We start from the raw sequence: 13,017 nt of genomic DNA, 5'->3' as shown, positions 1-13,017 counted from the left end.
TGTTATGTGAAAGTAATTAGCATTAGGTCGCGTGTTGATTTACAAACGTTTTTTAAACTGATAACTGTTGATAACAGGATTTATAAAGGACATTATCGTTAGTTTAAGGCTCTGCTGAGCAATCTGACAATTTATCCAGTAAAAGGGAAAGTATGATCCAGTCTGAATTTCAACGTTTTCTGCAAACTTTACTTTCATCTCCATCTAGAGCGTCAGTTCATAAATTCGCTAACTTGGTACTAAAAAATTTGGATGCAATTGTTCCACTAAGTACTAATCAAGGACAACGAGTTAAATATGTTGCAAAGCTTGCTCAAAAAGAATGGGCTAGCTTAAGCCAATTTATTCCAACTAATCTTGAAGATGTTGAGTCAGATGTTGCATCTTTTAATCTACTTAAAGAATTATCGGTTGATTCATTTCGGGGATTTAGCCGTGAAGAAACTTTTGACCTAAAAAGTCTGCTAGTGCTTATCTTTGGGCCAAATGGTACAGGTAAGTCAAGTTTCTGTGAAGCATTAGAATACGCCTTGTTAGGTTCGGTGGCTGAAGCTGAAAGTAAACGTTTTAGAGATGTTGAAGCTTATTTGAAAAATGCTCATACCAATAAATTCGCTCCTCCCAAATTGATCGGAATTGATGCGGAAGGCAGTGATGTCGCTATCAAACCTAATGACGCTCTTTATCGGTTTTGCTTTGTTGAGAAAAATCGAATAGATAGCTTTTCGCGTATTGCTGCACAAGCTCCAGCCAAACAGTCAGAATTAATATCAACACTATTTGGCCTTGATGCATTTAATGAGTTTGTTAAAAACTTTTCTTCTGAAATGGATGAAAAACACATTGATGTAGAAGGTATCAAAGCAAAAAAACTTTCTCAAAAACGACTTCAACTTCAAGGCGCTGAACAGCAAATAAAGCTTAATCAAGGCATTGTTGAACAGGTAAAGCATGAAGAAACTTCACTAGCAACACGCTATAGAGAAGGCTGTACTTTACTAAAAATGATGACTGAGCTTAATGGCTCAGAGGAAAGACAAGGGAAAGTACCTTTATTAGAAGCAGAGCTGCAAAAGCCTGTTCCGCAAAAAAGTAACTTAACCACTGCTAACCTAGCCTTAATCAAACAAACGTTAGTAAGTACTCTAAATGATCATAAGCAAAAAATAGAAGAATTAGCGAATGCAAGCCAACAAGTATCTTTCCAGCGGCTATTTGAATCAGTAACTCAAGTTCAACAAATTAGTCCTGATAAATGCCCTGCATGTTTAACCCCATTAACGGAAGTAACCGTTAATCCTTTCACTCACGCAGTAGAGGAGCTAGCCAAACTTCAACACCTAGCTGAATTGCAAACTAAAATAAAACAACTTGAGCAAACAGTGCTTCAAAAGCTTCAAGAGTTGCATCAGATATTATCCACTTGCTTAAATTTTTATTCCATTGATAACAAGTTAGCACCATTCAAGCTAGCTGATATGTCCCAATTAAATGTGGCATGGTGGAATAATTTGCATGCTGTACTAGGTGATGGCACATCAGCCATTCAGCATATTGATACACAAGTAAATTGCTTAGAAAAACAGGATGCTGAAAGTGTTCAAATTGAACAAAATAAGAAAGCTCAGCAACTAGAATTGAATCAATTAAAAGGTTTCTTAAATGACGCTCAAAAGCTAGCTGCTTCGAAGGGTGCAGCAATCAAAGCAATTGAAGGTGCTCAAAAATTAATCAGTGAATTTGACGAAGCAAATAAAGCACTCATCGGTGAAGTCGAACAGGAAAAGCCTATTGTTGAGCAGAATATTGACATCAGAGAGTCCTACCAGCAGTTTGTAACTTTACTTAATGTCTATCGTAAAAAGCTACCTGCACTTCTAGTCGAAAACTTAGGAGATGAAGTTGTTAAATTATATAATGCATTCAACCGTAATGATGCGCCAACAGAGTTATTGGCATCAATTCAGCTACCGCTAGCACAAAACCAGAAGCTAAAAATTTCTTATCAAAACGAGCCTGAAAAGTATTTTGATGCTCTCCATGTATTAAGTGAAGGGCATATTCGTTGCGTTGGTTTGGCAATACTATTGGCGAAAAACATAAAAGAAGGTTGCCCTCTTCTTATCTTTGATGACCCGGTTAATGCAATTGATGATGACCACCGAGAGTCCATCAGGCGCACTCTATTTGAAGATGATTACTTTGATGGAAAGCAGATTATTTTGACATGTCATGGAGAGGAATTCTTTAAAGATATCCAAAACATGTTATCAGTAGAGCAAGCCAAAAGTAGCCAGCGATTGGCGTTTTTACCTCGTATTGATGAGCCGCATATACAAGTTGATTTCAATTGCGCCCCACGAAACTATATAGAAGGAGCATTAGAACATATTCGTAAAAATGAAATACGATTTGCATTGGGTAAATCTCGTCAAGCGTTAGAATTATTGACTAAAGGAAAAGTATGGCGATATGTCAGTAAACATGGAGATGGAAACTTAAGTATCAAATTACGTACCGCAAATGCGCCAATTGAGTTGCGACAATTAACAGATCAACTTAAAACTAAGATTAACAAAGGTGACTTCACTGATCCCAATAAACATAATGTTTTATCACCCATAGAACAGTTATTAGGTGTTAATGGAGATTCTCGCGAATGGCGGTATCTGAACAAAGGTACTCATGAAGAAATAGATCGAGCAGAGTTTGACAGAAACTCTGTTCATACAATTGTAGCTGCAATCGAGTCATTGGATCTGGCGCTATAGTAAACTAGTTTTGCTCTTATTCTCAAAACCAGCGGAAGCTGGTTTTGCCGTTATATAAATGGGTTATAATTGAACGAATCGTAATTATTGTTCTCAAATGGTGCATGATGAGCAAATCTACTATTGAATCAAATCACGCGCTAAAAAATGTGCGAGAAGCAATTGCTAATAACCGACTTGAAAACTTAAAAGTTAATAAAGATCTGATTGATAGAGTTACTAAAGCATGTGAAAACAATGAACAGCTTGATTTTGAAAAGCTCATTGATGAGTTTGTAAATCAAAGTACTAAATATTGTCCGGTTATTACTAATCGCTCCTAAATTTTGGTGCACGAGCAGGTTTCAACTGTGTTTTGCAGATACCGCCGTATTTGCTGCCAACTAGACCAGAACGCTGCTGGCGCTTCCTTAGTTTTTTGAGCTGGCGATGGTTCATTTTTTGTTGTCGAGCTAGTCGCTGTTGATGGCAACGCTGGCCGATTTGTTTGCTACGACTTATTGAGTCGTAAGTGATCTGGCTGACATCGAATGATCGAGACCTATGGTCGCTCACAGCTTTTATAAATTGCTTCGATAGGCGTGTCTTATTTCTATGGATTAACTTACGTTTCATTATCTGGACTTTGCTTTTAATGTTAACTTTTAAACTTGTCAGGCAATAGCTACGTCATCATTAATTTGGCATTGCGCAAAATCAACAAGATGCTCAGCAAAGCAGGCACCATTGTTATAGTGAAGTAAGTAGTCTTTACAAATATTGCGCCACAGCCCTCGGTGACGAGACAGTAGCCAAGTCAAATCAAGGCTATCCCCGTTTAAATACGTGCTTTTCATTCCAGCGTTTAAATAACGGGCCGAATCCTCTTGCGAAATAATGAGTCCATTTAGAATGTAAAATGGACTTAAACTTAACCCGAACAATAATGTTGATATGACACACTGGTGATGGCTTAGATACTGCTTACAGCTCTGGATGGTCAGTTCGTCGTTAGTGTACAAGCTTATAATTTTCCAGCAACGAGGCCACATTGCATGCACTTCTATTGTTCTGATTCTCAGCAGAAATGCATACTCTTCATCTAGGCGATCACGTAATTCCATTGGAATTGCCTTCAACAAGTTTAGTTGCATATTGTTATCCGCCTTATCGATAAAATTGAGGTGATAACACTACGAAATCCGATTGAGATTTGCCAAGAATTGATTGTTCAAAAGAGGTGGGGGTTGATGAAGAAATAGTCTTTCACAAATAGTCGTGCTAGCCTGATGTTGGGATCTTAAAGATCACCTAACTATTTATTTTTATTATAATTAATTCAGCTACACCTATTGGTGTATGCTTCATTTACATACCATTATTGTTTCAGTCCGATAGCTTTTTGTGTTTCATCTCTATGGTATTTAAGTGCCATTATCACGTCATTTTACAACTATATATTACCCTAAAAAGACATACCTGATTTCATCTAAGTGACACAGCTAAGTTGATATCCCTGAAACAATAATGGCATGTGAACGAAACAGAAATAATTGATCGAAAATTAATTAGTGCTTAGTTCAATAATCATAGTTATTTATCATAAGCATGAAAGTAAGGGTGATTCGTTTGCCTATCTAAATATGTCATAATCTTTTGGCTGATCGTTTTCTCTTGTACTTTTTCATTTATTAAGTTGGCTGATGAGGTAAGTGATTCAACGAAAGTTTTGTCAGTAAATAATTGCTCAATTTCTAATGATTTTTTAATATTTTTAGTTTTGAATAATGAGTTGGATTCAAGGGAAAAGAAAATATAAAGGTAAAGCTCCTCAATTAGTCTGATGTTGTATTTGAATACCATCAGATAAAGAAATTGCGCATAAAGATATTTTTCTACTTTACGACTTACTTTTTTACCCCCACGATATTGATGAGCAATACACATCACCATTAGTGCGAGCAATGAATCAAAGGATTTTATGTCATACAGGGTTTCGAGTTGAATAGGATTTATTTGTTTTAGGTTGTTGATAAACGCTTCTGTAGTTAGACCGTTTGAAAAATGATGCGTTTTAAATATTCTCTTTTTCATTACGACTGGCAACTGAAAAGCGCAATTGGGAACTCTGACTTCTCGATTTAATAAATTCCAGAAGTAATGAACATAACCAAACACATCATAAAACCCTAAAGCATCGTTTATTTGGAAAAATTTTGCTTGAGAGGTAATAGACTGGCCATTTGCCAATTTATACCAATAGCCGCTTCTATACTCACTATCACTGATAAATTTGTCGATACGGGTAGGATCAGAGTAGCTGTGGCGTTCGGCTAGACTTATATTTCTGAGCAATTCTGCAATCGTTTTATAGCCTTTTAACGCTAAATAATCCTGAAATTTAACCTGTGTGAATACCCGCTTTAAGCTTGTGCGCAAGCGTTTGTATTGACGAATTGAATGTCTATTTAAACTTTTCCTATATTTATTTTTGATAGAAGTATATGGGTTTTCGCCAATATTCATGATTTTTTCCAAATTTCGATAAATAACATTCTTATTACTTATCAAGTGGTTACCTCATAAAAAACTCAATTAATTGCTCCTGTTCACCTGACGTAGATCTGGCTTAAATCTAATTCTAGGCTAAAAGTCCCGATTATTACCAAAAGGAGAGTGACTTAACTTGAGTGAGACTGAAAAACAGGAGCTGGAAAAAGCCCTTGAAGCTGACTTATTAAAGCTTCATGGCTCGCCAATTTTAACGCTAAAGCAATTACATCGAGCATTGAATTTTCGTTCAGTAGATGCTGTTAAACAGGCGATATTACGAGGTGTATTTCCAGTACAAACATTTGAAATGCCACACCGTCGCGGCAAGTTTGCCTTAGTAAAAGACGTGGCGGAATTTTTAGCTGAGCAAGCATTTAAGAAGGAACAAGACGATGAATAGTTAACTTAACAAACTAAGCAGTATTAGTAGTAAAAATTTATTTGGCGCAGAAACGACAAAAGCCCATCACGAGCTGTAACTCTAGGGCTTTTGAAAAACATCTTTGAACGAGATGATGCTTTAAGTGTCGTTGTAAGTGGGCTATCTGTCAAGAAATTAACCTAATTTTCTTGTCTGCCCCTCTGTGCCTTTATTTTAGAAGAATAAAGGTATAAAAAACATGTTACAACCAAATCAAATCCGGGCAGCAATTCGCGCAAAATGCGTATTGCCCGATATTACTATTCGTAAACAAGCAGAGTTTGCTAACGTTTCACCGTCTTCGATGGTGCGACTTAACAAGCGTTGTGAAAAGTACGATGTCGATCACCTTTTAGCTGAACAGCTCAACGACGATGCGCTTGTTAAGCTGTTGTTTCCTGATGTTTTGAAAAACGTTAAAACGCGTATTCCAAAAATTCAATATATTGTGGGAGAGCGCACCAAGGAGAAAGGTAAACGAAAATCGATAACTGTGCTGTACATTGAGTACAAAGCAGAAGATCCGATGTCGGCAATGAGCTATTCGCACTTTTGTCGCACCCTCAAGAAAATCTTGAAACGCTGTAAGCTTTCCATGAAGCAGCTTCATGCCGCAGGTGAAGTCGTTTATATCGACTATGCTGGGACCAAAGTCAGCTACAACCTAAACGGTGAAAAGGTCTGGGCTAAAGTCTTTGTTGCAGTGCTCGGCTCTAGCCAAAAGATTTTTGCCTTTGCCACACCCGGTGAAACCACGGCTGATTGGATTGAATCTATGCGTCGTATGTTCATGTACTACGGTGGTGCTACCGAAGTGGTCGTCATGGACAATGCCAAAGCACTGGTTTCACAACCGGGGCTTATTCCTACATTTGTTGAGAACGTAAGCGCCTTTGGAGAACATTACAATTGTCTGATGGATAGTTGTCGTGTAGGTCGTCCACAAGATAAATCGCTTGCGGAATTAGGCGTTAAGTTCGTCACTCAGCGCGTTATCATTCCGATGAATCAGGACTGGGAATTTTTTAATCTGAAGGAAGTTAATCAACATTTGGCCAAAGAAGTTGAAGTGCTGAATAACTTAAATTTCCAAGGCTTAGATTTCTCACGTAATGACTTGTTTGACAAGAACGAGAAAAGTGCCCTGAATTCACTTCCTTATGCTGATTTTGACATGATTGTTCAGAAAATGATGCAGCAAGTGTCACCAGAGTACACGGTTAAATATCGTCATCATGAATATTCGGTCCCTTGGATGATTCATGGCGAACAAGTTGAGGTATACGCCACGCTCACCCATATTCGCGTTGTACATTTGCATCAGCTTGTTGCAGAACACGAACTAGTTGATGATCCTATGGGCAGCACTATTCTCAAAGAACACATGCATCCTGATCACCTTGCTGATTTTGAAAGTAATGATATGGATAAAAATCTGGCATGGGCTGTTGAATCTGGATCACATGTTAGCCAGCTAGTTGAGCTTTGGTACTCCAAGGTAAATAACCCGCGCTCTCGTGCCATTGGAAAACGTTGCCGAGCGCTGATTAAACTCAGTAATAAAAAAGGCAGCAATGTGCTTGATGATGCGTGTGAATATGCGCTTCAACATGACATGTTGAGTGTGTCTGATGTTGAGTTAGTTTTGCGTGCTCAGGACGAGCAAGACGGCATCGAAAATCTACCTGCATATATCGCAGCTCATGAAAATGTGCGAGGTAGTGATTACTACGGAGGTTCTCATGAAGCTTAGAGACAATGTGATTGATAAATGCGTGAAACTCAAATTGACAGGTGTAATGGCAGCATTAGAAGTGCAATTTTCTTCGAAGGCTTTCGATAGTAAGAGCTTTTTAGCTCGACTTGACCATCTGCTATCAGCAGAAGAGTCATCAACACTAAACAAACGCATTAAAACGCTTCAGCGGCAGGCTAAGTTACGTTGGCCTAATGCTGTAATTGGCATGATTGATTACAAACTCCATCCCGGTTTAGAACCAGCCAAAGTCGAGGATTTGGCGGAGTTACATTGGCTTCGAAACAATCAACATGTTGTATTCACTGGCCCTACAGGGTCAGGAAAAACACATTTAGCTTGCGCTCTTGCTAACAAAGTCATCATGACAGGCTTGAGTGTTCTCTTCTTCCGCTATAACGAGCTGCTATTGCTCTTAACGGCAGCGGATAAAGAAGAGCGGTTTACGCAGTATTGTAAAAAACTCAACCGTGCTTCAGTCATTGTAATTGATGATTGGGGCGTTGCCCCGTTAAGTACTGCTCAAAGGCATTTGTTATTTGAGTTTATTGAATCACGTGATCAAAAAGGCTCACTGATTATTACCTCTCAGTATCCGATGTCGAGTTGGTACGAAGCTTTTGGGGACCCCACGATTGCCGACTCAGTGTTAGATCGTATTGTTCACAATGCACATCTCATTGATCGCAAATTGGGAGGTTCTATTCGTAAGAAGCTCGGTGTAAATGGAGGTGGAAAATGAGTATTTCAGAACAACAATCTTCTTATATGCAGGTATTGGGACAGGTAAATTTAGACAATTTACATATTCAACAGGCATTTGAATATTACCAGCAGCGTTATCAGGATAGCCCTTTTGCGCAGCAGTTTGTGGGCAATAATTGCTGTATTGATAATGAGTTTATTACAGAGTTGAGTATCGGATATTGTGATCGCACCTTGGGCAAAAACATTCCTAAAGCTAAATCACCAGAGGGAGCTGAAATACGTGGTAGTTTGCAACGTTGCGGTCTAGTTCGACCTACAGGTCATGAACTATTTCGGGGTTGTATTGTGATACCAATGGTGGATAACAACGGCAGTATTATTTCTGCGGTTGGGCATCGAGTAGGCCGATTGCGCAACGGTGATAAGTCTGTAGTCTATTGGCATAAACCAGAGCCTAAAGCGTTTGTTGATGTTGGAATGGCATTTGCCAAAGAGTTGATGCATGGTCAAGCCTTCCACTAAACGTATCTGGCGCTGTGCCACGTACTACTTTGAGCTTTGTCTTGCAAAGGGGCAAAGCTCAGATACGGTGCGCGGAAAACGTGGCGGTCTTAAGAAGTTTTTTCTTTGGTGTTTAGACCGCAACGTTACTCGTATTGATCAAATTGATTTGGATTTGATGGATGACTATGCAGCTTATTTAAATGCATATCGGAAAGCATTAGATAACCAACCCTTAAGCCCCGCACAAAAACGAAATTTACTCACATTCGTAAAAACGTTTGTGAAGTATATGTATATCAAGAAATTACTAACTACCAATACGCTTGCGAACATTGAACTACCTTCGAAAGGGGAGCAAATACCCAAGTCACTCTATTCGGTTAAAGAAATAGAAACCATTTTAGAACAGCCACTGTTGTTTGGGATTAAAGGATTACGAGACCGCGCAATTCTAGAAACATTTTTTGCAACAGGCATAAGACGGGGTGAATTAGTAAAACTTAATCTCGATGACATTGACTTCAGCAGTAAACTGGTTCGAGTTCATGGCAAAGGTAAGAAAGAACGATTGGTGCCAATCAGCACCCGTGGTTGTGAATGGTTGGCATTTTACATAGGTAAAATCCGACCAATGTTTGCATTCATCGGTTCAGGAAAGGCATTGTTTCTGGCTAACAATGGCAAACGATATGTGCCGGGAAAACTTTCAGATATGGCCTCTCAATACGTTAAGTTAGCCGGGTTTGACCGTTCAGGTGCGTGCCACCTTTACCGCCACAACACCGCAACTACGATGCTTGATAATGGTGCTGACCTTCGCCACATTCAAGAAATGTTAGGCCATGCCAGTATCCTCACTACCCAGCTATACACTCATGTTAGCCGTAAAAAATTATCTGAAGTTTATGAAGCGACTCATCCTTCTGCTGAAGGTGGTAGTGGGTTGTTTTAACAAAATCCTTTTGGTTGAGTAATTTATTGTTTTTTCTGGTGAATTGGCAATGAATTTTGTATGTTGTGAGTAACCACTTGTAAGCGTCTTAAGCCCAAACAATTATTTGGTACTTTAAGAAAAATATCTTGGTAAGGATAAGGAGGTCATGTGAACGAAAAAGCATATGTTGCTGGAAATTTAAGAAAGGCGGTCAGATATAGAAATCTCCTAAAAATAAGTGAGTTTAAAAAATCTTTAACTCTCAACTCAATAGCGACTTCTGCCGTTGTCGATATCAAATCAAACACCATCTGGGGCGGTGCTATAGACAAGATAAAAATTAAGGGGAAAAATGCTTGGACAATAAAACAGCCAAAGGCGATTTTGGCTCATAACCTACTAGTTGGTAACATTCAGAGAAATTACAACACTCGATGTAACGACAGAAATTCTAATATCCAACTCCTGTTATCCCACCTCAAAGATTCATATAACTATTCCGTACATCGTTTGGATATTAAATCTTTTTACGAATCATTTGATAGAAGAGAAATCTTAAGAAAGTTAAAGTCTGACTCAATATTAAGCACTAAGACCCTAAGGATTTTAGAGGCTCTATTTCAAGAGCTAAATTTAATAGGAACAAAGGGTCTACCAAGGGGATTAGGAATAAGTTCAGCTCTATCTGAACTAATGATGTGCCATTTCGACGAAAAGATACGCTCTATGAAGGAGGTCCTTTTTTACGCAAGGTTTGTTGACGATATCATTGTCATATCTACACCTACTTTAAACAAAAGCCTGATGAAACAAAAGCTTGCTGAATCAGGTTTACCACAAGCCTTGGAGTTTCATAATACAGGTGAAAAAGTATTTTTCTCTCAAGTTGAGAAAGCCTCAAACAAAATATATAAGATCACTTCGTTCGACTTTCTTGGTTATGAATTTCATATCGAAAAAAATGAAGAAACGGTAGGTAAGAATGTTGAGTTCAAAAGGCGGAATGTCGAAGTATCAATTGCACCTAATAAAATAAATAAAATAAAAAAGCGCGTCATTAGAAGCTTTACCGCTGTTTTATCATCCGAACAAGCGAGTCAACCAGATATAGAGTTACTAAATAAAAGACTGAAGTTCTTAACCAAGAATTTTCTTTTAGAAAGCTCTTCTAGTGCTCCAAATGTTTACTCTGGTATTTACCACAACTACAACTTCATAGATCAATATCAAGGGTTAAAGGAACTTGATAGTTTTTATCAGAACTTGTTGTTCGGTAAGCGCTCAAAGTTAAGTAAAAGAATCAAACGCTCTCTTTCATTTAACACTAGAAAAGGGCTTGCCAAGCATAGCTTTACGCGGGGATTCAGAGAAAGGGAGTTTTGCAGGTTCAGCTATCAGGACTTCGCTGAAATAAAGAAGGCTTGGAGCTAACGATGAAATCAATAATCAAAAAGAATGACTTCAACAGGGTATTGCTATCTGAGACATCTCCAGAAGATGTTCCAATAATTTTTAGTAATTATTGGTTTTACAAGCATATGGATCAATATCACAAGTCAGAGATCTCTAGCGATTTCAAAAAGAAGATAATTGAGTGCATATTTATTTCTAAATCGGAAGAAAAAGATTTCGTACCTTTAAAGTACTCAATCTTAAAATCAAACGGTGGATTAAGACATTTAGGTATACTTCACCCTGCGTCACAAAACCAAATGGTTGATTTATATCAGACGTTTGAAAAGCGAATTATCAATCATACCACCAATAGTGCGTTTTCAATTAGAGCACCTTATAAAGTATCTACAGTTTGTTATTACAACGAGACCTTGGCACAGAATCTCGACGAAAAGCCCGCATCAACTTATTTTGCCTATAAAAGTTATACAAGACTAAATAAATTCTTCGAGTCTAAGGAATTTTTGGCTTTAGAAAGAAAGTATTCGAAGTTTTGGGCGCTGGATATTTCAAGGTTTTTTGAGAACATCTATACGCATTCCATATCATGGGCTATCAAAGGAAAAAGCTTTGCAAAAGAGACGAGATCCAATTCGGATTTCGCTAAATTTTTTGACCAGTTAATGCAGCGTTCTAACTTTAATGAAACAAATGGGATTATTATAGGTAACGAAGTTAGTAGGGTATTTGCAGAAATTATTTTACAAGCAATAGACAACGAGATATGCGAAGAATTAAAGACGCATGGCCTAGAGCCTAGCGTGGACTATGATATTAAGCGTTATGTGGATGACTACTATATTTTTTCTTCAAAGGATGGTGCATTAGAAAAAATATCTTCTGTGTTACAAAGTAAGCTTCGGTTTTATAAATTACACATTAACGAAAACAAAACAGTAAAGAGTGAAAGACCATTCATCACAGGTGTTACTAGAGCCAAACTACAAACTGGTGAATCAATCTCATGGCTGTTCAAAACAATATTCGAAAGAAAAGAAGACGGGTTAGTTGAACTAAGAAAGCCAAGCCAAATAAAAAGGAAGTTTATTGATAGAGTAATGGCAGCCTCTTATCAGGATAAGAAAGCATATTCTGTTATGTGTGGTTACGTTATTTCAGCTTTACACAACCAGCTCATAAAAGTCACAAAGTATGATTGGTTTATGGAAAGCAAATTCAGTGACATTAAGAACTCGCTGTTAACGTTATTAGATATAGCGTTCCATTTATTTAACGTATCTCCCACTTCTAACAATAGTGTCAAATTGTGTTCAATGTGCAACATTTTGCACGAATTTTATAAAGACCACTTTCCTGAAGAAGTAGATTCAATTGTCTTAGAAGTAAGTTCGCTTATAAAAGAGTTTTTTGAAAGTTGTGTAGTAACTCAAAGAGAAAACAACGCCAGTTTCTTTGTGCCGATAGAATTTGCCAATTTGCTGTGTGTCTCAAGTTCTATGGGAAGTGAGTATCTTTTATCACCAAAAGTAGTGAAAGAAGTCTTCGGACTTGATGGTTTAAAACACAGCGCTGCGGAATATATCGATAAAGAAGACTGTTTTGATTATTTCAACTTAGTAGCTGTTTTGTTTTATATAAAGAATCATGAGGAATACAATCAAATCAAGGCTGGTGTTGTTAAAGAGATAAACAAAAGGCTTAAGAGGATAGAGCGAGTTAGTTTTGACGCAAGGATTTGTTACCTGCTCCTAGATTCAATGTCCTGCCCATATATCGACCAAAAGACGAAAAAACAATGGGGATTGAAGCTTGAGAAAGTTTTGTTTGATAAAGCACTTAACGACGAAGATTCCAATGAACTTCTAGAGCAATTAGTTACTAACTGTTGGTTTGTATGTTGGAACGATGAGCTTGTATTGAATAATTTGATTGTCAAAAACAACTTGCTATTTGGTTACTGAGTAAGTATTTTTTA

11 protein-coding genes are annotated in these 13,017 nt (G+C 37.8%); 9 read left to right on the top strand and 2 right to left on the bottom strand.

Features of this window, described 5'->3' with window-relative positions; translation table 11 throughout:
* Window positions 1–152 precede the first annotated feature (152 nt).
* Window positions 153–2,771: an AAA family ATPase gene (locus tag ACTD55_RS10720; protein ID WP_438864329.1), complete on the top strand. Its 2,619-nt coding sequence runs from the start codon at window positions 153–155 to the stop codon at window positions 2,769–2,771.
* Window positions 2,772–2,878: 107 nt separating this feature from the next.
* Window positions 2,879–3,094 (top strand): hypothetical protein, encoded by a 216-nt coding sequence (locus ACTD55_RS10715; protein WP_438864328.1) that lies wholly within the window; start codon window positions 2,879–2,881, stop codon window positions 3,092–3,094.
* A 330-nt stretch (window positions 3,095–3,424) separates the two neighbouring features.
* Here the strand turns inward: ACTD55_RS10715 and ACTD55_RS10710 are convergent, their stop codons facing one another.
* Together ACTD55_RS10710 and ACTD55_RS10705 are read right to left on the bottom strand one after the other, a co-directional pair.
* On the bottom strand, window positions 3,425–3,874 hold the full coding sequence (locus tag ACTD55_RS10710) for a hypothetical protein (protein ID WP_438864327.1): 450 nt from the start codon (window positions 3,872–3,874) through the stop codon (window positions 3,425–3,427).
* A 469-nt stretch (window positions 3,875–4,343) separates the two neighbouring features.
* Complete coding sequence (locus tag ACTD55_RS10705) at window positions 4,344–5,276, bottom strand: hypothetical protein (protein ID WP_438864326.1); 933 nt, start codon at window positions 5,274–5,276, stop codon at window positions 4,344–4,346.
* A gap of 160 nt (window positions 5,277–5,436) precedes the next feature.
* Between ACTD55_RS10705 and ACTD55_RS10700 the strand changes: the two genes are divergently transcribed.
* The 7 genes from ACTD55_RS10700 (at window position 5,437) to drt3b (ending at window position 13,003) form a co-directional block, all read left to right on the top strand.
* Window positions 5,437–5,703 carry a hypothetical protein gene (locus tag ACTD55_RS10700; protein ID WP_438864325.1) on the top strand — a complete coding sequence of 89 codons (267 nt, stop codon included), beginning with the start codon at window positions 5,437–5,439 and terminating at the stop codon, window positions 5,701–5,703.
* 220 nt (window positions 5,704–5,923) lie between these two features.
* Window positions 5,924–7,477 (top strand): Mu transposase domain-containing protein, encoded by a 1,554-nt coding sequence (locus ACTD55_RS10695; RefSeq protein WP_438864324.1) that lies wholly within the window; start codon window positions 5,924–5,926, stop codon window positions 7,475–7,477.
* A complete protein-coding gene (gene istB, locus ACTD55_RS10690; protein WP_438864323.1) occupies window positions 7,467–8,222 on the top strand; it encodes an IS21-like element helper ATPase IstB in 756 nt (251 codons plus the stop codon). The genes ACTD55_RS10695 and istB overlap by 11 nt, the downstream gene beginning before the upstream one ends.
* Complete coding sequence (locus tag ACTD55_RS10685) at window positions 8,219–8,710, top strand: hypothetical protein (RefSeq protein ID WP_438864322.1); 492 nt, start codon at window positions 8,219–8,221, stop codon at window positions 8,708–8,710. The genes istB and ACTD55_RS10685 overlap by 4 nt, the downstream gene beginning before the upstream one ends.
* Window positions 8,691–9,644, top strand: coding sequence for a tyrosine-type recombinase/integrase (locus ACTD55_RS10680; protein WP_438864321.1), 954 nt, complete (start codon window positions 8,691–8,693; stop codon window positions 9,642–9,644). Before ACTD55_RS10685 ends, ACTD55_RS10680 begins: the two co-directional genes overlap by 20 nt.
* 150 nt (window positions 9,645–9,794) lie before the next feature.
* Complete coding sequence (gene drt3a, locus ACTD55_RS10675) at window positions 9,795–11,057, top strand: antiviral reverse transcriptase Drt3a (RefSeq protein WP_438864320.1); 1,263 nt, start codon at window positions 9,795–9,797, stop codon at window positions 11,055–11,057.
* Window positions 11,058–11,059: 2 nt separating this feature from the next.
* Complete coding sequence (gene drt3b / locus ACTD55_RS10670) at window positions 11,060–13,003, top strand: antiviral reverse transcriptase Drt3b (protein WP_438864319.1); 1,944 nt, start codon at window positions 11,060–11,062, stop codon at window positions 13,001–13,003.
* Window positions 13,004–13,017: the final 14 nt, after the last annotated feature.

It is taken from the genome of Neptunicella sp., from assembly GCF_048268085.1.
Classification (GTDB): Bacteria; Pseudomonadota; Gammaproteobacteria; order Enterobacterales; family Alteromonadaceae; genus Neptunicella.
Note: the sequence above shows the minus strand (reverse complement) of the source record. Positions and strands in the feature narration are given on the sequence as shown.